Raw genomic sequence first — 19,082 nt, 5'->3', positions numbered from 1 at the left:
GGAGCTAGGGGCGCCCGCGTCTCATCAGGGTATCGTAGAGTTCAATATAGGAGTCCACAATAAATTGCTTCGAATAGCCCTGCGCATACACTTCCGCGGCATTCTCAATCAGGCTCTGGCGTAAATCTGGGTTATCCAGCACCGAGCGGACGGCTTTGGCCAGGGCATCGGCATCGTCGATGGGAGTAATAAGTCCGCTGTGACCATCACTGATCACTTCGCCGGGCCCCTGGGAATTGGTGGCGACAATCGGGCAGCGATGTGCCCAGGACTCCATTACGATGGAACCCAGTCCCTCGTGCCGTGATGGGCATACAAACAGATCCGCGGTGCGCATCAGGGTCGTGACGTCGTTGCGCCAGCCGAGGAAGCGCACGCGCTGGTCCAGGCCGAGCTTGTGGCACAGCGCTTTCAGGTTGGCCTCTTCGGGGCCGCTACCGGCGAGCCACAGGGTGGCGTCGGGTATCTGCGCCAGGGAGTGCAGCAGGACATCAAAACCCTTGTTGATGTGCAGGCGGCCCGCGGCAAGGATCAAGGGTTTGTCTTCGGGGGTATCGAAACTGTTGCGTGGCAGCGGTTCTACCGGAGTCTCATCGGCAAAATTGGGGATATGAAAAATACGCTCCCTGGGAATACCGCCATCGATCATATGCTGGCAAATACCCTTACTGATACCGATCCAATAATCCGCGTGGCGGTAGTATTTCAGGTTGTAATAGTGACCGAGCCGACTGACCAATAGGTAGTTTTTTGAGTTGGGGGTGATAATGGTGGCGCGCCCCATCCAGGTCATCACGATGTCCGGCTGCCAGTTATTCAGTGCCTCGCGGTAAACTCTGCGACCGAGAAAATCCAGTTTGCCGCCAAACTTAAAACCTTCGGTTTCGACTCCATTGTTGCGCAGCGCCTGCACGCGGTGATCGTGGTTGCGGATAAAGGCTTTCTCGTTAATCTCAGCGCGCGGATTCAATCCGCTTACCAGGCGCACGAAAAAATTTTCCGCACCGCCGTGCTCGGCACCGGCGAGGACCTGCGCCACTCGAATTGGCTTGTTACTCATAAATCCAACGTATTCTGTGTAATTCTTCCAGCGGCCGTTATTTCAGCGTGCCATCCAGGTTTATATCGTGCGCCCAGGCGTAGTCGTGACTAAAGGGTTGCAGGCTGGTGGCCTCAACAATGTACTGGGCGTAGAGTTTTGAGTTCATTTCGGTGTGGAAAAATTCCCGGGCTTTTGCTGCCCAGGCGCGGCGCTTGGCATCATCACCATGGAACTCGCGGATTTTTTCCAGCAGGTCCTGCTCATCGGAAAAGTAAACCACGCTCTCTGCAGGCAGTAGTTCGTCGAAGTGCAACTTGTCACTGGTGAATTGCAAAATACCATTGCCGGCGAGCTGGGCCATACGCGCTGAGGAATACCAGTAGTGGGTATCCTGGCGGTTAAAGTTCAGCCCCATTTTAGTTTGTGCCAGTGCGCGATCGTAGTCCCTCCCCCAAACTGGCGCTTCACCAAAGCTGCCGTAGGTTTTGAAGCTCAGCGAATCTCCCAGGGCATCCTTGAGATTTTTCACCATTTGCAGGCGCTTGGTGAAATTATTGCTGTTGCTACAAAACAGCAGATCGATAGGCAGATCAGTGCGCTCGGCATTATTGAGGTTTTCGATGGAGGGCTCGACCGGGTTGGGCATGTGGTAAACGCGGGCATTTATCCCCTCAAAAATACTCAGTTCGCGGCGGCCGGTGGAGACAAAGACAGCATCGGCCACTTCGGCGCGGTGCTTGATACGCTCAACATTGCTGGGCACGAACAGCGGATCGTTATTGCAGTGTGCGATCAGGCAGTTGGGCTGTTGTTGCTTGATCGCCTTCAGGGTGTCGTTACTGATCATGTCGCAGTGGCCGGCGATGATCAGGTCGGGCTCAAATGCTTCAACCGTTTCCAACAGGCGGCGATTGGCTTTGCTCACCCCCAAGTCGCGGATTCCAAAGGGCGCTTCAAAGGCTGCCACATCCCGGTCGCTGAACACCTGTGTATAGTGGTCGTTTTTGATCAGGCCAAAAGTCAGTTTCTGTGCCCAGCTAACCCGCGTCTTACCGTAACGGCGCAGTTGCTGGTAGGCGATATTGAGCACTCTCATGGTGGTGCGGTCTCTAAAAAAATCCAGGGAGATAATACGTATGGCCGCTTGCTATAGGGGCTGGTACGGTGGGCGCAGAGTATAACAGCTGCATCCCGGTCATATAGTGCCCAAGTATGCAGATCCCACTCGCGCAGAAGGTCAGCGAACTAATGTCAAAAATGAAGAGTCAAAAGGGTTTGTCCCCGGAGTTTTCCGCAGATTCTGTAGAAGTTGTTTCCAGGGAGACTGTCTATAAGGGATTTTTTTCCATGTTGCGGTTGCGGCTGCGCCATCGCCTTTTTCGCGGTGGCTGGAGTGAAATCTTCACGCGGGAGCTGTTTGTACGCGGTCCGGCAGTGGGGGTATTGCTCTACGATCCTGATCGGGATCTCGTTGCGCTTACCGAGCAGTTTCGTATTGGCGCACTGGAGCGACCGGCGGGCCCCTGGTGCCTGGAAGTAGTGGCCGGCATGGTGGAAGCCGGGGAGGACCTGGAGCATGTAGCCCGTCGCGAAGTACTGGAAGAAGCGGGGCTTAAGGTACAGGCGTTGCACTTTATCCACAGTTATATGCCCAGTGTGGGTGGCAGCTCCGAACGGCTGCACCTGTATTGTGCGCTGGTGGACTTGAGCAGTGCAGAGGGTTACTTTGGCTTGGAGCAGGAAAACGAAGATATCCGCCTGCGGGTATTTTCCAGAGACTCGATACTCGCCACCATGGCGGGGGGCTATGCTCCAGGTGAGAACCCTATCGATAATTCGGCCACCATTATTTGTATGCAGTGGCTGCAATTGAACCGGGCAAAACTAACAAACCACAGGGCAACTGCCTGACTGGTCATTTGCATTGCGCACGGTTACCTGCGTATAGAGCAAATTGAGAGCTGAGTCACGGCGGTCACTGAATTGGAGTGTTGATAATGGCTCTACTGGGCGAGGCTAAAACGCGACGGCGAAGGCAGTCGAAAATGTCGCCAAATGGCAACGGGCGGGCGGTGTATAGAGTCGACCTGTCGTCTTATCATGCCGATTGTGACGCCAACTACCTGCGCTTGACCAAATTGTTGCCAGAGCTTTCACAAAGAGCGCTCTGGCGCTACCAGCTGCCCGGTGGCACTCTGGTGTTGAGAGTAGTGGAGCGCTCCAGATACACCACGGAGGTGTCTCTGGCGGCGGAGGTAAATCTCAACGAGTGTCAGTGGCTGGAGCCTCCAGACCTGACTGTACGCCTCTACCACGATGCGTGCATGGCGGAGGTGATAAAAGCCAATGGTCGCGGGCCGGTGGGTGGTAAAGGAGTGGATACCGCCTATCCAAATCCCCGTATGCAGCGTGCAGATGAGAGACCCCAGGCCAATCGCTTTCTCGGCGAGTGGTTGGAGTACTGTCTTGCAAATGGTCGTGCAGAATTTGAACTGGTGTTGGATGGCCAGAGATTTTAATTCTGCTGCAGAACACATGGATGTGAACACAAGGTGAGCAAGTGATTCGCGAGCACAACAAGTCGGATTCACCCCCGGGGGTGACTTCGCAACGTCTTATCCAGATCACAGATCCACATATCGGCAGCAGGCCCGATTATCAATTGTTGGGTCTGGATACCGGCTACACCCTCGATGAAGTTTTGACCTCTCTCCGAAGTGGGCTACCCCGCGCCCGAGCCCTGGTTGCCACCGGCGATATCAGTGCCAATGGATCTGAGGCTTCCTACTGCCGATTCCTAGAAAAAACCCGCACACTTCCCATGCCCTGGTACTGGCTGCCCGGCAACCACGATGTCAGTGCCCGCATGAAAAAACTGGCTCCCAATCGCTGTACTGATTTGGTCGCCCTGGGAGATTGGCGCCTACTGCTGTTGGATACCAGCGTAACAGGACAGATTTGCGGTGGCCTGGACAGCGCGCAACTGGAGCGCCTGCAATTACTCCTGTGGGAAACCCGCGATCATCCGGTGATCATTATGATGCACCACCAGCCGGTACCTGTGGGTAGCAAGTGGATCGATGGCCATATGCTGCGCGAGGGCTGTGAAACCTTTTTGCAAATGGTCGATCAGGCTCCTCAGGTAAAAGCCCTGGTTTGGGGGCATGTACATCAGCAGTTTGACAGCAACCGAGGCCATTTCGGTCTGCATGCGACGCCCTCCACCTCTGTGCAGTTCACTCCCGGTAGCGGCCCCTTCGCCGTAGACGATGAGATGCCTGGTTACCGCTGGTTTGAATTGTTTAGCGATGGCACTTACGAAACTGGCGTGGAGCGGGTGGCTATCTCCAAGTATTGTGTCGATCTCGCCTCATCCGGATATTGATTTAAGTCAAACCGCTGCGCATTCGCAGCGGTTCTTCCGTTCCACTACAGCTTCTTCATCTTCTCTCCTGCAAGTCGTTATTGGTTCTCGAGTAGAGAATTCACTGCTTCCGGTATAATGAAAAAATAACTCGGACCCATACTAAATCGTTATCCCTAATTCATACTACCCAAGTGCATTCCGCTCCTTTCTTTTGCCTTTTTAGTTAAGCGCAAGAAAGTATTTCTTTACCAAAGCCCCCTGCTTTTCCTAGCCTCTCACCGTACAATGAGGGGCCTGTATTGAGCTGTGTTTTTTCAATATGGTCTAAAGGCGGTGAAAGATGCGGTCAATTAAGAATTTAACTCTGGTTTCTATAATTGCCGAGGCTCGAAATTGAGTGGTAATAAATGTTGTGTTGGGAGCCTCTCACCGGATAAATATCCTGTCGGGAAAATGGGAATTTAAAAATGCATAAATTATTTTTTTTACCACTCCTCTCACTCTTTTTATTGATCGCGGCTTGCAGCCAGCAGTCCACTCTGCAAGAGCGCAGCGATGGATTGGAAGTGCGGCAGAGCCAGCTCGATGAAGTCGCCGCGGCTTTTGCCCTAGATCTCAGTGGTGCTAAGGTTTATATCGCACCGGTTCAGATTGAATACACTAAGCGATTCTCTTCCTTGCCCAGGCGCCAATATCGGGAAAAAGATTATGAGCTGGACCAGAGGGATCTACAGCGACTAAACACTCTGTTGGCACAGAGCTTTAACGATAAGCTGCTAAAACCACGCAATGCACAGCAGGTGTCGGATCAGGCGGAGGCCGATTACACGCTATCTCTGTCACTGCAAAATTTCTCCCTGGCTGCACCGCTCGATCCGTCCCCCTGGACCTGGCGTGTCTATACAGAGCAGAGTGCCTACGCAGAAATGGTAGGTACTCTGTTCGATCGTAACGGCAGCGCTGTAATGCATTTCCGCGATCGACGGGACATTGGCGAGAATTTTGGTTCCTCGTCCGGACCGGGTGGACGGCTGGAGCGATTCACCAGTGTCACCTTCTGGTCCGATATGCGTGTGGATATACGCCGGGCATTTGCCAGCCTGGACAGGTCCCTGTTGTAATCGGGACTGGTGATCAGTGGGATCTGTGAGGAGGCAGGCCCCATTGCTGCCACGGGGCGCTATAATCCCCGACTATGCAAACACAAAATCTCAACGGAAGGCCGCTGCTGATCTATCTGCACGGCTTTCTTTCATCGCCTCAGTCCTTTAAATGCCAACTGATGCGGGAGCGGCTTGCTGCCGACCACCCGCAGATCATTTTCTGTGCGCCGCAAATCTCTCCCTATCCGGGGAATGCCCAGCAATCACTGCAGCGCCTGTTGGACGGTTTCCTGGACTCAGGCAACACTGGGCCTATCGGCCTGGTCGGTAGCTCGATGGGGGGCTTCTGGTGTACCTACCTCGGTGAGCGCTATCGTTTGCCGGCAGTGCTGATTAACCCCGCGGTCCGCCCATCTCGCTTTATGCCGTCCTACGTCGGTCAGGTGTTACAGCCTTACAGCGGTGAGTCACAGGAGTATCGCCTTAGCGGGGCGGACGTTGATACCATGGCGCAATTGGAAGCAGAGATACCCAGCCCGCTGCTCAGCCGCTATTGGCTTTTGGCACAGCGAGGCGATGAAACCCTCGACTACCGCGATGCGGAGTCTTTCTATCAAGGGCAGCGTCAAACTGTCGAAGAGGGTGGTGATCACAGCTTTCAGGGCTTCGCGCGATACTGCGATCCCATTGTCGAATTTCTATTTAACCAGCAGTAATTTATAAAAATTATGGCCAATTATTCCGCCGAAGATATTGAGGTACTCACGGGGCTGGACCCGGTGCGAAAGCGCCCGGGCATGTATACAGATACCACCCGCCCCAACCACCTGGCCCAGGAAGTGATCGACAACAGTGTCGACGAAGCGCTCGCCGGGCACGCAAAAAAAATTGAGGTAGTACTGCATAAGGACCATTCGCTCTCGGTAAGTGATAACGGTCGCGGTATGCCGGTGGATATACACCCGGAACAGGGGCGCCCCGGTGTCGAAGTGATACTGTCCACCCTGCACGCCGGCGGTAAGTTTTCCAATAAAAACTACCAGTTTTCCGGTGGTTTACACGGTGTTGGCGTTTCTGTGGTGAACGCGCTTTCCAAAGTGCTGGAAGTGACTATCCAACGGGATGGCAAGGTGCACCGCATCGGCTTCCAAAATGGAGAAAAGGCCTCTGACCTAGAGGTGATCGGCGATTGTGCCAAGCGCACCACGGGCACCAGCGTGCGCTTCCTGCCCGATCCCAAGTATTTCGATTCCGCTAAATTCTCCGTGGTGCGCCTGCGCCACCTACTGCGTGCCAAAGCGGTATTGTGCCCCGGCCTGACAGTTACCTTTATCAATGAGCAGGATGGAGAGTCCGACGAGTGGTACTACGAGGACGGTCTCAAAGACTATCTCGCCGCTGCCAATCAAGGCTGGGAAGTATTGCCGGCCGAACCCTTTGTGGGCAGCTTTGCCGCCTCTACCGAAGCTGCGGATTGGGCAGTGCAATGGTTGCCGGAGGGCGGTGAGGTCACCGCCGAGTCCTACGTTAACCTGATCCCTACTGCCCAGGGCGGTACTCACGTGAATGGTCTGCGCGCGGGCCTGCTCGACGCCATGCGTGAGTACTGCGAGATTCGCAATTTATTGCCCCGCGGTATCAAGCTGGGCCCTGAGGATATCTGGGGACAGTGTTCTTACGTGCTCTCGGCCAAGCTGGCCGACCCGCAGTTCTCTGGGCAGACCAAAGAGCGCCTCTCCTCCCGTGAAGCCACCGCATTTATTTCCGGCGTGGCCAAGGATGCTTTCAGCCTGTGGCTGAACCAGCATACAGAAGAGGGCGATAAGCTTGCCGAATTGTGTATTGGTAATGCACAAAAGCGAATGCGCTCTGCCAAAAAAGTCGCACGTAAAAAGGTTACCCAAGGTCCCGCATTGCCGGGTAAGCTGGCAGATTGCTCCAGCGCCGATACCTCCCGCTCCGAGCTTTTCCTGGTAGAGGGGGACTCCGCCGGCGGTTCCGCTAAACAGGCGCGGGACCGCGAGTTCCAGGCTATCATGCCGCTGCGCGGTAAAATCCTGAATACCTGGGAAGTGGATTCCGCCGAGATCCTCGCCAGCCAGGAAGTGCACGATATTGCCGTGGCACTGGGTGTCGATCCTGGTAGCGACAACCTGGAAGGATTGCGCTACAACAAGATTTGTATCCTTGCCGACGCCGACTCCGATGGCCTGCATATTGCCACTCTTCTCTGTGCTCTTTTCCTGCGTCACTTCCGCCCACTGGTGACCAATGGCCACGTCTATGTAGCCATGCCGCCACTGTTCCGCATAGATATCGGTAAAGATGTTTACTATGCGCTGGATGAATCAGAGAAGCAGGGCATCCTCGACCGCATAAGCGCAGAAAAGAAAAAAGGCAAAATTCAGGTAACCCGCTTTAAAGGTCTGGGTGAAATGAATCCCTTGCAGCTACGTGAAACCACCATGGACCCCAACACTCGCCGCCTGGTACAGCTTTATATCGATGCCGGTGATGACAGTAACCAGCTGTTAGATATGCTCTTGGCCAAGAAGCGCGCCGGGGATCGCAAGCAGTGGTTGGAGAGTAAGGGTAATTTGGCGGAAGTGGGTTAATCTTTAGGTCCGCAAAATATCAATATATGTTGTTCTTACACTTTTAAAAATAGCATGTACTTTGCGCATGGATGCCGAAGTACATGTGCTCCTTCTCAATAATCCCTCCCCCTTTCAAGAAATTTAAATAGTGATGCTGGTATCGTCTAGTAACGTTACTAGTAGGGTATTTTCTTTTCATGTCTCTTAAAAAGAATATTTAAAGTTTGGTCTTTATTGTGGATGTCGAAGGTTAGATTAAACATCTACTCTATCCTTTGTTTATAACAGACTTGTTCTTCTGAAGGATGTGACAATGCTAAGCCTGCTAGTCACCAGAGTGATTTTTGTCATTAAAGAGCACCGCAGATTATTGGAGCAGCCAGGCTCACCCACCGGATGGCTGGTCGCTCAATGGGCCAAGATCATGGTGTTGCCACAATTTTTCCTGGCGCCTTTCACTTTGCTATTTGGGCGCTGGGAAGGGCCAATGATTTTCTTGGCGCGCTTTTTGGCAATGCATGTTGTTTACTATCTGGACAGAATGATTCCCTATACCCGAGCCCTAGGGATTTGCCATCTTGTGACGTTCGGCCCACTCTTTATTTGGTTCAGTTTGAATTTTTCCGAGATATATCAAGGCTGGGGAGTCTTTGGGTTTTTATTTGTAATTGAATATATCATTATTGGGCTATGTCTTTACTTTGACCTGAGAGATTTGATCCTCTATCTGTGTGGTCGCCCTTACCCCTGTTATGTGCGAGATTATAACCGAACTGGCTACCTTCATATTGAAGATAAAAGGGTAGAGCAGCCGGTAACATTGCTTTCAATATTCTTTTGGTAGTTTGCGTTCGCCGAGCTATTTTTATGATTATGAGTGTGTTGAGAAAAGAATAGATCTAAAGAGTCTCTATGAAGTATTTTCCGCTGTTGTTTTTATTCTATGTCCTGCCCCTGTTCGCTGTAGAGATAGAGGATTTTGACTCTGGTGACTGTAGCGTCTTTCCTGATGGCACACTCGATCAAAGTGATTTATGGTTGGATTGCTGTTAGGCCCATGATTTCGCTTACTGGAAGGGTGGAAGCTATGCACAGCGTGAAGAGGCTGACCGCAATTTGGAGATTTGTGTTGCCAAAACTGGGGAGAGAGAAATAGCGTTGCTTATGCTAGTTGGTGTCAGAGTGGGTGGGACACCATTCTTGCCGACTCCTTTCCGCTGGGGCTATGGTTGGCCTTATTTACGAGGCTATAAAGCTCTGACAGAAGAAGGAGCGGGTACAGGAGTCTTAACCAAGAGCGCTCTAGGTAATCTAAAAATATTTTCACTTAATAAATATGATCAATTCTATGGCGTTTCCACTGGAGGACGTTGGGAACGACTGGTGACGAGGTCAATAATAATCAGATTTCTTAGAAGGTATTCATAGGATGTCCTATTTTCGCTATGTTTTATGGTTCTGTATTACCCTTAACCTGCTGATCTTTACTTATTTGGCTTTTCATTTAGGCTGGAATATTGGGCTTCTTGAGGTTTTACTGGGGATTGTTCTAGCCAATTTTCCATTGCCCTTTATGTTTCGATGGTGTGAGCGTATGGCTAGAAGCTATTTCATAACTTCTTTAACGTAATTAACATGCATGCAATATAGAAAAAATACGATAAGTGAACAAATATAGCTCCCATCTAACAATCAAACGGCGGTAATTTCCGAGCTACGCAAAAGTCCGCTCAACTTTCCAAAGGCGAGCATACCTTCTGAGCTTTCTACCATCCTGCTTTGAGGCTTTTTTCCTATTTTTCCTGTGTGGACAGACAAGGTCGATTCCATGGCTCAACAGACTATCTCGAAGAGGATCAGAGTCCGCCGCTTTATCATAAACTAAGCGATGAATCTTTGTATTTTTATACGTAACATCAAGTAATGGGGGTAATAACTTTACTTCTGCTGTTGAGGCCGAAGTAATGGTGCCTCCCACTGGAAAACCTTCTCCATCGACCACTGCCATCCACTTTGAACCCTTGCCCCACTTGGTTTTCCTGATTTCGAAGCCCCTTTTTTGCTGGTGCAAAGCTGCCATCAGAAAAGCCTCCTCCCAGTTAAGCAAAGACTGTTGTTAAACAGCCTCTAATAGATTTTCTATGTTCTAAAGTTGGAAGTATTGCAACTATGATTTCTTTTTTTTAATTTTCTATCAACCACACTGTAGGTGGAAAACTCGTCAGTGACTTTGTCAAAAATTTGAATCCAGCTGACAAAAAAATTATCTCTAGCAATTTCCTCTGCTTTTTTCTTTGCATCTGCTTTAGTAGGGTATGACTCCTTAAAGTCAGCTACTCCTCCTATCTGCAGGTTATAACTTCCACTGAAAACCGCAAATCTATTCATTTTTGTAATGTCTCTACTGAGTATTAGAATGTTATTAATAGGCTTATGTAGTCCAGACAAAATTAGACCTTTATGAACTAATAAGATTGATAAGAATACAAGATGAAACCTAGCGACCAAATATCAATACCCTTAATATTAATAGGTCCATAGCCAAGGCCTTGGACGTCCTGGGGAGTCGGTATTACCACCTACATGAATAAAGCGCTTGGAGTATGGTCCGCGCTGATTAGGGCATATGGCGGTAAATGGACGAGCCATCCCCCTCTGGGTGTGCCACCAATTGTAAATATGCAAGGATTCAATTAAATCGTGAGCGTTAGCGCCATAAACACTTACATCCACACCTACACCACTGGGATGATCACCTGGATGATACGGTTTAGAGTCTAGCTTGGCTTGTTTTCGCTTACGTGCCTCGATGGGGTGACGGCTGCAACGATAACCACTAGAAATCGGCATAGGTCGACAGTACACATTCTCTCGAACCCGGTTTAGATGTTGAATGAAATCACTAATCATATATTTGGCGTCGCCATTGCTAACATTTCCTGATCGGCGTTCGGCAGTACAGTTTTTACATCTGCACTGTAATTCTTCTTGGGAGAAGTAATTTCGGCTGGCAGGGGTAGTAAAATTAATCATTGAGTACACTAATGAATTTTGATTGATGCTTATCAGTAAGAGTTTTCTCTACCACAACGTCAGTTACCACTGATCATTGAGCATTTCTGAGATCGATATATCGCGTGAACGGCGGTTACTTTTTTTTACGTGAGGTGATGCTTTACTCTGGGTAGGTTTGAGCCATTCTAATTCTAGACCCTGCCATCCTCGGTCAGGAATTTTTTGTAAAGCAGCATTGGCAGTTATGCCTACTACTTCAGGGGCTTTCATGGCGGTTTTTATTAGCCGATTAAAGGCACCTTGAGTTAGTGGCTTTTTTTGTTTTTCCCGGTAGTCAATTATTTCCCGCGCAATTTCTGGGTCAATTGAATCGGGCAGGTTATCGAGAATTATTCCTCTATGATTATTAAAAGACTTATTCTTAATTATATTATTGGGGGGCTCAGTAAACCTACTTGACCTCCTTTTTAGAGGATCTGCTTGTTGATTGACCCCAGTAGGGGCACTCAATATACCGGGTACATTATGAACCTGGCATACTGACTCCTCAGTATCAGTGCTTAGAGGACCATGTTGCCCCAAGTTCTTTGTGGGATTTAGCCCCTCGGGTTGTATTAAATAAGCTCGTACTTTACGTAATTTACTGTCGGCACCATACCCAGCCTGTAAGGGCATTTCGACAAGATGTCCTTTGGTACATAGTCGATTCACAGTGCGCTTTATTGTAGTTTTTGACAGGGAAGTACAGCGAGCGATAGTTTCCTTGCTAGGCCAAGCTCGGCCAATTTCATCGGCATAGCTTACATAAGCGAGCAGAACATATTTTTCGGTGCTATTCAGTTCTTTGAGTTTCCAGACTCTTTCCATAAGTTCTAGACTCACGGCCCCTCCTTTTGGGTACTGCTTGTGATATATAATGACATTACTTCACAAGCGGTACATTTTGCAAGCTGCCTAATCTGACACTTTGGTGTTTTCTATTCATGCCCTGTTGATTTGTTCCACCTTTCTGTGTTTTTACAGTAGCTATGCAATAAAACTACTATCCTATCGCTTTTCTCGACTTGTGGTATGATCATTTTGCAGTCTGCATAAGGATAAAGGCGCCCATTAGCCTGTGAATTGAATAGTTTTGTTACTGAAATGAGTTAAATAAAGGGTTCACAAGTGATACTTATTTTTTAGGAAGAAGCCGACTTGAGCAATAAAGTGTCAGTAAGTACTGCTGGATGTAGCGAACGACTACATCGACTTTTGGATGCAAAAGGTTTCGTACCTGAAGGTAAGGGCCGCATAGCTGCGTTCTCAAGAGAGTTTGGAATAAATACAGCTAATGCAACTCGATGGCTCAACGATGACAAGGTTCCTCGTGATATGTCAGAGTTAAAAAGGATTGCGGACGCGCTGGGTGTAGACCCGTTCTGGTGGGCAATTGGTAAGGGCGATGAAGATTCAAGGGGTTCAGAAGCTGTAGATATATCACTGTTTGGCCGGTGTGCCAATGAGCTCTTGAAGTGTTTAAGTGATCTGATGGATAGGCCGTTGGATCTCGAAAGTGAAAGTTTGAGTAAGGGTTTTATTGAGCTTTATAAGCATACACGCAGTAATAGCGATAATATTGACCCCGAGCGGATATCGCTTATCGCAGTTAAAATGCTGGCGGAACATAGAAGCAATGAAAGTCGCAATTAAAGCGTTGATAAGCATAAAGCTTGCACACGGATAAACAATCGGTAGGGAAAGAGATGATGGATTCAGACTTAGGGGCCACAGAGGGCTGTAGTGAGCGTTTGAACTATTTATTAGATGAAGCCGGTTTTCCTCCTGAAGGGGCCGGCCGCAGCGCGGAGTTTTCACGTAGGTTCGGAGTAAGTAAAGCCAATACTACTCGCTGGCTTAGTCAAAACATTCTTCCCCGCGATCTCAGAGAAATGGACAAAATTGCCGAAGCCTTGGGCTCTGATGCTATGTGGTGGGCTTATGCTATCGATCGTAATACACCGGCCGCTGATGCCCCTCCCCCAAAAACGGTAAAAGATTTTGTGCTGGCAGGTCAGTGTGTTAATGAGGTTATTTGCTATCTGGATGATACATTGAGCGGTGATATAGATATCGATCTAGATGATGAAATCCTTACACGTTCCTATAGTGAACTTTATGCAGATGCCAAAAAGAATAAGGGAAAAATCAGCAAAGAGCTCGTAGCACGAGCTGCAGTACGGGTACTGATTGAGATACATCGCCGAAGTAGTAGGTCTTATTAAGACAGTATGCCAGCCAGGTCTTTACTGTGACTTTAATAATTCCTGCAAATGTCGTTGGTCTTTCGCTAAAGCTATTTCAGCAGGAACGCCACCGCGCTTTCTGTGGAGTCGATACAGGTCCGCCACTAACTCTCCAACTGCTCCCTGAGTCTGTAAATCCAATGCACGAAGGCGATAAAGTATACGCTGCCAAGTGCGTGCCAATTTCTCCTCACCAGATAAGGGCTCACCTACCAAGCTGACTCCGTAGACCAATAGATTGGCATCAAGCCCATACAGGCGTCCCAACTTTTGAAGATCTGCGCCGTTGGCTAGATACTCACAGCGTTCTAGTCGTTTATAACTAGACAAGCTCATCCCCAAGGCACGGGCAGTAGCAGTGGTACCCCTTCCGGCATCTAGGCGAAGAGACTTCACAATCGATGCTAACATCTCCATATAATTGCACTCTTCCCTGGTTGGTTCACGGCTTGGCATTGCGTCCTGCAGTGATATTGAGCACAAACTTTTCTAAAGCCGCCACTTCTTCCTCATCCAATAAAGCAAGGCGTTGTTGGAATTGAGGGCTGGCTACGATGCCTAGCAGAGGGACTCTCTCAGTACCTACTAACCAGCTATTAGGGCTTAAATTGTAGCCTCCCAGCAGAGGTAAAAGTTCAGCTGGAGCGAGGCGCCCGCCACCTGTCTCTAAACGCTGTAAGCGTTCAGCACTGATTCCGGTGATCGCCGACATTTTTACCAGGCTGAAGCCAAGCGTCCTACGTCGCTGAACTAGGCGCATACCTGGACTCAGCTCAAGCCAGTTTGTAGGTATGTTACTCATAGAACCAACTATCAATACAAGCGCCCATAAAATAGTGCAACCTCACAAAATCGTATCTATACAACATTTATTTTAGTAAAGCGGTCCAGCTCTGACCCATACGGGATTCTTACAATAGAGTTGAGGGGGTATATTGTTCTCGCTTTTGGGGTATGACGACAACAAGATGTGAGGCTTGTCATGGAAGCTAGAAAAATTATCCAAACCAATGTGAAAAAAGGAACACAGGATTCAGGAGATAGGGCTGCCCGTGTAGCCGCTCGAGTAACAGCCAAGATTGCACTTGCGAAAGGCGCTACAATGGGGCAAGCACTCCTTATTCAGCAGCAGCTTCTTGAAGAGCTGGCAGAGGATACCGGTGAGGTAAAAGCCAGCGTAGGAGGTTCTTTGCACTGTATTGCGTCGGCACGTGTTGATCTCTGTAGAGACTGCAAAGTGTGTACAGTAAAGGGAAAAACCAGCATATAGAGTTGTTTTAAGTCACACGGGGTTAAATAGAACTTAGGAATTCCATTTGCCTCGTCCCAATTTTAAATAAAGTATCTCTTCCTATTTGATTCCTTGAACCCCCAATTTAGTTAAGAAAATTTTTTCAAATAGGTTATCAATTGAATCTTGAAGACAAGAATTGTTGAAGGATAAGTTAGAGTTAAGGCTTAACTTTGAAGTAAGAGATTTAAGGAAGGCTCGTTTTTGCAGTATGGGGTTAGAGGTATACCAAGATTAAAAAGGGTCACGGGGTTTGTAATTACGGATTTTTTTAGTACAGTTATTGTATTGTCGGTAAATTGAAACTAGCAATAGTCGGTTGAGGTATTGAAAGCACCCGATTCTATCTAGGATGGTGAGGCAATTTCCTTTCTAAGCCCCTATAAGCTGTAGCAATTATTTGCTTATAGTTAAAAGGGTCTTATTTTTAGTGATTACGGATTATTGCTATATGATTGTTGCATAGTGGGTATGGTGAGTTTGATGGCAGTTGAACACAATTATGAGTGCTTTCATCTTTAATTCCCTAAAATTACAACCTAGCCACTTAAAGAAGTATATGTATGCAGAAATATTTGGTTGCCTAATTAAAAGGGGTTTGCTTTTTGCGATTACGGACTCCTTTGGTAAAGTTACTGTATCTTGGCAGTATTTAGTTCTCTATGACTTAATGAGTAATATAAAGTACAACTGAATTTTCGAAGCTGCTTAATCTAAATGTTAAAACCTCGGGAAATCCGGGGTTTTTTTGTGCCCCGAGGAACTTATGAGCTGCGAGCAACCTAGAACAATCAATCGAGATACACCGGTAGCTATTGGTCTGGTAATTATGCTATGTGGGGCGGTTTTCTCATTTGGTATGTTCTGGAGCAAATGGCAAGCCATAGAACATAATCATAAAAATGATATTGCGCGTCTAGATGAAGCCAATCGACGCCTGGAAGAGAAAACAGACCGTAGATTTGAAAATCTACAGAATAGTATTGATCAAGTAGGGGCTGACGTAAATCAAGTGAAGAACTTTTTAATGCGGAATCCAGTACATAAATATGAAAAAAATTGAAGAAAATCAATTTACCCTAGAATCAATTGGTTCCTCGGAAGTGCTCATATTAGTTGTGCCGGCAAAAAACTTTATGATAGCTGTATCAACGAATAGTGAAAAAATGACTGTTTGGCGATGCAATGGTAGTGGGTTCTACAGGCGGCTACAAGAGTATCCATATATTGAAACTGCTAATGCAGGATTCTTAACTCTCAATGAGGTTTACGATAAAGCCGTTGAAGCAGCACATCAATATCTTGGGAATGAGGTTGGTTTGTGGGGCATTAAAGTAGGGTTTAAACCGTGAGCCTGTGGAAAAGATTATGGGATACCAGCGATGTCATCGAGCAAAGTGTAGAAGCCGTAATTAGAACCGGAGATGCTTTAGTTTACACTGAGGAAGAAAAGGCTAATTTCAAGGAGAAAATATTAGAATGGATGCTGAAATGGCAGCAAGTGACTGCAGGACAAAATCTAACACGGCGTTTACTTGCCTTAGCAATAACTTTTATTTGGCTTCTAGAGAGTGCGGTTGCTCTAATATTGTGTATTTGGTCCGCATTTGAGCCAAACATTTCAAGTGTTACAAGAGCTGCTGAAGTAGCATTTGATGCAGCTTCGAATATGGGTTTACCTGTAGGTGTTATCTTAACATTCTATTTTGCACCAAACAAAATCAGTGAGGCCGCTGCTCGGTATCATATGGCACGTTCGACTTCATCTTAATCTGAAAGTCATTATTTATAGTCAAGATAAATAAAAATCTGAAAGTCCAGTAAAGATTCTTGGGATTTTTATGGTTTTTGAAATATCAATTTTACTCTGAACATTGGGGCCGAAAAGGAATGCAAAATTATGTCAATTATTAATGGGTTGTCTGACAGTATTTTACTTAAACTGAAAAGTATTCCTGGTGTTATCAAGTCTGGTGAATTAACAGAAGAGCTAAAAATTTCCAGCAATAAAATCCCCAATAGTTTTCCAGCGCTAATGCTAAGACTTGTCACAAGTGAAACGCTGGGGGCTTGTAATAATGGAGTTCAACCGCTTTCATTAGAGTGGGAGATCGCTATTGTTGTTGGAAATTTATCTACTCTAGAAGAAAACAACAGAGTCGCTCGTAATTTTATTGCGCCCATTATTTTCGCCTTTGAAAAGCATCTGGTTGACTCTCAAGATAAATTGGTAGAGAAAGCTGGGCGTCTAAATTTTCAGGGGATGCAACCATTACAGCTTAATCAAGCCCAAGATGGTTTGATTGCAGCATATTCACTGAAGTTTACTCAGAAAGTATGGTTGGGAAATGATCGTCGAGAAGACTTTAAGAAATTGCCAGAACCACTAGGGATTCATGTGGGGCACGAGCCGAAAATAGGCTTAAAGCACCGAGATGAATATATAAAAATTGGTGAGGTAGGCAAAGCATGAACTCAGACTTGATGACAGTTTTCTTACAGCAACTCGGCGAGATACAGCGACGGCTCGACAATATCATGCGTCTTGGTACCGTAGCAGAGATTGACTATAACACAGCGTGTGCCCGCGTGCGTTTGGGAGAAAACCTAACGACTTGGTTACGTTGGTTCGCACCTGCTGCAGGTAGCAATGATACAGAGTGGCGTCCCCCAAGTATTGGCGAGCAGGTAGCTGTGTTGAGTCCAAGTGGTGAGCTACGCTCAGGGGTAATTTTACCTGCAATTTATAGTGATAAAGCTCCAGCAAATGGTAAAGATGCCGAGCTATATCGACGTACCTTTTCTAATGGTGATTTGATTGAGTATCAAAATGGAAATGCTTTAGTAAAAGTGACGGGAAAAATTATTGCTGAAGCAGAGAATATAAACCTAAAAGCAAAGAGTATAAGTTTAAATAGTGAAAGTCTCCAATTGGAGGGGGCTAAAATTAAGATGAAAGGAAATGTAGGGCACACCGATGGAAATTTGACAAGCAACGGAATTAGCCTGCCTAACCATACACATAAAGTGAAGTCGGTGGGTAGCCCTACCGAGAAACCGCAATAGGGGGAAGCATGCAACGTTTCGGTATGGATAAAAACAGCGGTGCGGCTATTTCAGAAATTGAACATTTACGGCAGTCAATCACTGATATTCTCAGTACACCCATTGGTTCCCGTATAATGCGTAGAAATTATGGTGCAAAGATTTTCCACTCTGTAGATGCTCCACTAACACGTTCCAATCTAGTGGATATGTATGCTAATGCAGCTGAAGCTTTAAGTCTCTGGGAGCCCCGTTTTCAGCTTACTGAAATACAGGTTGTTCGTATGGATAGCAGCGGTGTATCTATGAAGTTGTCCGGATATATGGTGGAAAGTGGTGAGTTCTTAACCCTGGAGGGAATAGAAATATGACAACAGAAAGTGCAGTAGATATAAGCCGCCTGCCAGCACCAAATCTTGTGGAAACTCTGGATTTTGAGAGTATTTATAGTGAAATGGTAGCGCAGCTAGATGGTGCAGCTCCATTATTGCTAGATGAAGAAGGTCAGGTTATCAAGCCTAAAGTTAATAAGGCGACGCTGATCACAGACGACGGCGCCCCTTATTTCAAGGTGCCAGCTGATAATCTAGCGAATCTAAGCTATATAAAAATGGAAAGTGAGCCTCTAGCTCGCTTGCTACAGGTTGCCGCTTATCGGGAAATGCTCACTCGCCAGAGAGTTAATGATGCAGCACGGGGTGTTATGGTGGCTTTTGCAGTCGATGCTGACCTAGACCAACTGGGTGAAAATAATAAAACCCGGCGATTGAAGGGCGAAGATGATACGCGCTACCGCGGACGAATCCCTCTAGCTTTCGAAGGTCTGACTACTGCTGGTCCGAAAGGCTCTTATAAAAAACATGCTCTAGCAGCCGATCCACGTATTAAAGATGCATTAGCCAGCAGCCCAAGTGATGGTGTGGTACGTGTAGTGGTTCTTAGCACTGAGGGTAATGGTTCAGCTTCTCCCGATTTGCTCGCTGCAGTAAAAAATTCTTTGTCAGAACATACCGTAAGGCCCCTAACTGACAAGGTGGAAGTTATTGAGCCAGAAATAAAACAATACTCCATTCGGGCAACGCTGACACCAATGCCCGGGCCGGTAGATGAAGCCTTGTATCAGCGCGCCGAAGAGGCGGCAATTGCTTATGCGAAGAAACGCCATGGTTTAGGACTGACAGTTGCCAGGTCGGGGTTATCCAAAGTGTTACATCAGGAGGGGATCGAAAGGGTTCAATTGCATGAACCTGAGTTTGACATTCTCAATGAACCACATCAGACAGCCTGGTGTGCAGGTATTGAAATTATTCGGGGATAATTATGTACGGCTCTAACTA

Annotated in this window: 25 protein-coding genes; 18 read left to right on the top strand and 7 right to left on the bottom strand. The window is 47.6% G+C overall.

The genetic code is table 11. From position 1 onward, the window contains the following. Positions 1-4: 4 nt before the first annotated feature. A complete protein-coding gene (locus FIU95_RS18255; protein ID WP_152455271.1) occupies positions 5-1,060 on the bottom strand; it encodes a glycosyltransferase in 1,056 nt (351 codons plus the stop codon). Between the two features lie 37 nt (positions 1,061-1,097). After that, entirely contained in the window at positions 1,098-2,138 is a 1,041-nt protein-coding gene (locus FIU95_RS18250; RefSeq protein WP_152455269.1) for a glycosyltransferase, read from the bottom strand. Between the two features lie 116 nt (positions 2,139-2,254). Here FIU95_RS18250 and FIU95_RS18245 point away from each other — a divergent pair, with 116 nt between their 5' ends. From FIU95_RS18245 to FIU95_RS21380, 8 genes are all read left to right on the top strand, one after another. Next, on the top strand, positions 2,255-2,953 hold the full coding sequence (locus FIU95_RS18245; RefSeq protein WP_371416944.1) for an NUDIX domain-containing protein: 699 nt from the start codon (positions 2,255-2,257) through the stop codon (positions 2,951-2,953). An 86-nt stretch (positions 2,954-3,039) separates the two neighbouring features. After that, complete coding sequence (locus FIU95_RS18240; RefSeq protein ID WP_152455267.1) at positions 3,040-3,561, top strand: DUF1249 domain-containing protein; 522 nt, start codon at positions 3,040-3,042, stop codon at positions 3,559-3,561. 41 nt (positions 3,562-3,602) lie between these two features. Further along, entirely contained in the window at positions 3,603-4,427 is an 825-nt protein-coding gene (locus FIU95_RS18235; protein WP_253868731.1) for a phosphodiesterase, read from the top strand. Between the two features lie 449 nt (positions 4,428-4,876). Then, positions 4,877-5,530: a hypothetical protein gene (locus FIU95_RS18230; RefSeq protein ID WP_152455265.1), complete on the top strand. Its 654-nt coding sequence runs from the start codon at positions 4,877-4,879 to the stop codon at positions 5,528-5,530. 74 nt (positions 5,531-5,604) lie between these two features. Then, positions 5,605-6,228 carry a YqiA/YcfP family alpha/beta fold hydrolase gene (locus tag FIU95_RS18225; RefSeq protein WP_152455263.1) on the top strand — a complete coding sequence of 208 codons (624 nt, stop codon included), beginning with the start codon at positions 5,605-5,607 and terminating at the stop codon, positions 6,226-6,228. Positions 6,229-6,240: 12 nt separating this feature from the next. Then, the gene (gene parE, locus FIU95_RS18220; protein ID WP_152455261.1) at positions 6,241-8,127 is read left to right on the top strand and encodes a DNA topoisomerase IV subunit B; all 1,887 of its coding nucleotides are present in this window, start codon (positions 6,241-6,243) and stop codon (positions 8,125-8,127) included. A 319-nt stretch (positions 8,128-8,446) separates the two neighbouring features. Further along, complete coding sequence (locus FIU95_RS18215) at positions 8,447-8,953, top strand: hypothetical protein (protein WP_172975453.1); 507 nt, start codon at positions 8,447-8,449, stop codon at positions 8,951-8,953. Between the two features lie 68 nt (positions 8,954-9,021). After that, positions 9,022-9,162: a hypothetical protein gene (locus FIU95_RS21380; protein ID WP_216646279.1), complete on the top strand. Its 141-nt coding sequence runs from the start codon at positions 9,022-9,024 to the stop codon at positions 9,160-9,162. Between the two features lie 661 nt (positions 9,163-9,823). Here FIU95_RS21380 and FIU95_RS18205 read toward each other — a convergent pair. The 3 genes from FIU95_RS18205 to FIU95_RS18195 form a co-directional block, all read right to left on the bottom strand. Then, positions 9,824-10,189: a transposase gene (locus FIU95_RS18205; RefSeq protein WP_152455257.1), complete on the bottom strand. Its 366-nt coding sequence runs from the start codon at positions 10,187-10,189 to the stop codon at positions 9,824-9,826. A gap of 59 nt (positions 10,190-10,248) precedes the next feature. Further along, a complete protein-coding gene (locus tag FIU95_RS18200) occupies positions 10,249-10,497 on the bottom strand; it encodes a hypothetical protein (protein ID WP_152455255.1) in 249 nt (82 codons plus the stop codon). Between the two features lie 708 nt (positions 10,498-11,205). Next, complete coding sequence (locus tag FIU95_RS18195; RefSeq protein WP_152455253.1) at positions 11,206-12,006, bottom strand: helix-turn-helix domain-containing protein; 801 nt, start codon at positions 12,004-12,006, stop codon at positions 11,206-11,208. Positions 12,007-12,321: 315 nt separating this feature from the next. Here FIU95_RS18195 and FIU95_RS18190 point away from each other — a divergent pair, with 315 nt between their 5' ends. Beyond that, on the top strand, positions 12,322-12,816 hold the full coding sequence (locus FIU95_RS18190; RefSeq protein WP_152455251.1) for a helix-turn-helix transcriptional regulator: 495 nt from the start codon (positions 12,322-12,324) through the stop codon (positions 12,814-12,816). A gap of 53 nt (positions 12,817-12,869) precedes the next feature. Further along, positions 12,870-13,388 carry a hypothetical protein gene (locus tag FIU95_RS18185; protein WP_152455249.1) on the top strand — a complete coding sequence of 173 codons (519 nt, stop codon included), beginning with the start codon at positions 12,870-12,872 and terminating at the stop codon, positions 13,386-13,388. Between the two features lie 21 nt (positions 13,389-13,409). On the opposite strand, the gene FIU95_RS18180 is transcribed toward FIU95_RS18185, so the two are convergent. Together FIU95_RS18180 and FIU95_RS18175 are read right to left on the bottom strand one after the other, a co-directional pair. Continuing rightward, positions 13,410-13,826: a helix-turn-helix domain-containing protein gene (locus FIU95_RS18180; RefSeq protein WP_152455247.1), complete on the bottom strand. Its 417-nt coding sequence runs from the start codon at positions 13,824-13,826 to the stop codon at positions 13,410-13,412. Positions 13,827-13,851: 25 nt separating this feature from the next. Then, positions 13,852-14,211: a hypothetical protein gene (locus FIU95_RS18175; RefSeq protein WP_152455245.1), complete on the bottom strand. Its 360-nt coding sequence runs from the start codon at positions 14,209-14,211 to the stop codon at positions 13,852-13,854. A 180-nt stretch (positions 14,212-14,391) separates the two neighbouring features. On the opposite strand from FIU95_RS18175, the gene FIU95_RS18170 reads away from it, so the two are divergent. The 8 genes from FIU95_RS18170 to FIU95_RS18135 all read left to right on the top strand — a co-directional run bounded on the left by FIU95_RS18170 (position 14,392) and on the right by FIU95_RS18135 (position 19,063). Then, on the top strand, positions 14,392-14,679 hold the full coding sequence (locus FIU95_RS18170; RefSeq protein ID WP_152455243.1) for a hypothetical protein: 288 nt from the start codon (positions 14,392-14,394) through the stop codon (positions 14,677-14,679). Positions 14,680-15,466: 787 nt separating this feature from the next. After that, complete coding sequence (locus tag FIU95_RS18165) at positions 15,467-15,763, top strand: hypothetical protein (RefSeq protein WP_152455241.1); 297 nt, start codon at positions 15,467-15,469, stop codon at positions 15,761-15,763. Beyond that, the gene (locus FIU95_RS18160) at positions 15,750-16,052 is read left to right on the top strand and encodes a hypothetical protein (RefSeq protein WP_152455239.1); all 303 of its coding nucleotides are present in this window, start codon (positions 15,750-15,752) and stop codon (positions 16,050-16,052) included. The genes FIU95_RS18165 and FIU95_RS18160 overlap by 14 nt, the downstream gene beginning before the upstream one ends. Further along, positions 16,049-16,471, top strand: coding sequence for a hypothetical protein (locus tag FIU95_RS18155; protein ID WP_152455237.1), 423 nt, complete (start codon positions 16,049-16,051; stop codon positions 16,469-16,471). Before FIU95_RS18160 ends, FIU95_RS18155 begins: the two co-directional genes overlap by 4 nt. A gap of 129 nt (positions 16,472-16,600) precedes the next feature. Next, entirely contained in the window at positions 16,601-17,173 is a 573-nt protein-coding gene (locus FIU95_RS18150; protein ID WP_152455236.1) for a hypothetical protein, read from the top strand. Next, entirely contained in the window at positions 17,170-17,766 is a 597-nt protein-coding gene (locus FIU95_RS18145; protein ID WP_152455234.1) for a phage baseplate assembly protein V, read from the top strand. Before FIU95_RS18150 ends, FIU95_RS18145 begins: the two co-directional genes overlap by 4 nt. Before the next feature lie 8 nt (positions 17,767-17,774). Beyond that, complete coding sequence (locus FIU95_RS18140) at positions 17,775-18,116, top strand: GPW/gp25 family protein (protein ID WP_152455232.1); 342 nt, start codon at positions 17,775-17,777, stop codon at positions 18,114-18,116. After that, positions 18,113-19,063 carry a baseplate J/gp47 family protein gene (locus FIU95_RS18135; RefSeq protein WP_152455230.1) on the top strand — a complete coding sequence of 317 codons (951 nt, stop codon included), beginning with the start codon at positions 18,113-18,115 and terminating at the stop codon, positions 19,061-19,063. Before FIU95_RS18140 ends, FIU95_RS18135 begins: the two co-directional genes overlap by 4 nt. Positions 19,064-19,082: the final 19 nt, after the last annotated feature.

The organism is Microbulbifer sp. THAF38, assembly GCF_009363535.1.
Classification (GTDB): domain Bacteria; phylum Pseudomonadota; class Gammaproteobacteria; order Pseudomonadales; family Cellvibrionaceae; genus Microbulbifer.
Note: the sequence above shows the minus strand (reverse complement) of the source record. Positions and strands in the feature narration are given on the sequence as shown.

Coding starts and splice junctions, on each gene's coding strand:
- FIU95_RS18255 (WP_152455271.1), bottom strand. CDS start 1,060: ATGAGTAACAAGCCAATTCGAGTGGCGCAGGTCCTCGCCGGTGCCGAG.
- FIU95_RS18250 (WP_152455269.1), bottom strand. CDS start 2,138: ATGAGAGTGCTCAATATCGCCTACCAGCAACTGCGCCGTTACGGTAAG.
- FIU95_RS18245 (WP_371416944.1), top strand. CDS start 2,255: ATGCAGATCCCACTCGCGCAGAAGGTCAGCGAACTAATGTCAAAAATG.
- FIU95_RS18240 (WP_152455267.1), top strand. CDS start 3,040: ATGGCTCTACTGGGCGAGGCTAAAACGCGACGGCGAAGGCAGTCGAAA.
- FIU95_RS18230 (WP_152455265.1), top strand. CDS start 4,877: ATGCATAAATTATTTTTTTTACCACTCCTCTCACTCTTTTTATTGATC.
- FIU95_RS18225 (WP_152455263.1), top strand. CDS start 5,605: ATGCAAACACAAAATCTCAACGGAAGGCCGCTGCTGATCTATCTGCAC.
- parE (WP_152455261.1), top strand. CDS start 6,241: ATGGCCAATTATTCCGCCGAAGATATTGAGGTACTCACGGGGCTGGAC.
- FIU95_RS21380 (WP_216646279.1), top strand. CDS start 9,022: ATGAAGTATTTTCCGCTGTTGTTTTTATTCTATGTCCTGCCCCTGTTC.
- FIU95_RS18205 (WP_152455257.1), bottom strand. CDS start 10,189: ATGGCAGCTTTGCACCAGCAAAAAAGGGGCTTCGAAATCAGGAAAACC.
- FIU95_RS18200 (WP_152455255.1), bottom strand. CDS start 10,497: ATGAATAGATTTGCGGTTTTCAGTGGAAGTTATAACCTGCAGATAGGA.
- FIU95_RS18185 (WP_152455249.1), top strand. CDS start 12,870: ATGATGGATTCAGACTTAGGGGCCACAGAGGGCTGTAGTGAGCGTTTG.
- FIU95_RS18180 (WP_152455247.1), bottom strand. CDS start 13,826: ATGGAGATGTTAGCATCGATTGTGAAGTCTCTTCGCCTAGATGCCGGA.
- FIU95_RS18175 (WP_152455245.1), bottom strand. CDS start 14,211: ATGAGTAACATACCTACAAACTGGCTTGAGCTGAGTCCAGGTATGCGC.
- FIU95_RS18170 (WP_152455243.1), top strand. CDS start 14,392: ATGGAAGCTAGAAAAATTATCCAAACCAATGTGAAAAAAGGAACACAG.
- FIU95_RS18165 (WP_152455241.1), top strand. CDS start 15,467: ATGAGCTGCGAGCAACCTAGAACAATCAATCGAGATACACCGGTAGCT.
- FIU95_RS18160 (WP_152455239.1), top strand. CDS start 15,750: ATGAAAAAAATTGAAGAAAATCAATTTACCCTAGAATCAATTGGTTCC.
- FIU95_RS18150 (WP_152455236.1), top strand. CDS start 16,601: ATGTCAATTATTAATGGGTTGTCTGACAGTATTTTACTTAAACTGAAA.
- FIU95_RS18145 (WP_152455234.1), top strand. CDS start 17,170: ATGAACTCAGACTTGATGACAGTTTTCTTACAGCAACTCGGCGAGATA.
- FIU95_RS18140 (WP_152455232.1), top strand. CDS start 17,775: ATGCAACGTTTCGGTATGGATAAAAACAGCGGTGCGGCTATTTCAGAA.
- FIU95_RS18135 (WP_152455230.1), top strand. CDS start 18,113: ATGACAACAGAAAGTGCAGTAGATATAAGCCGCCTGCCAGCACCAAAT.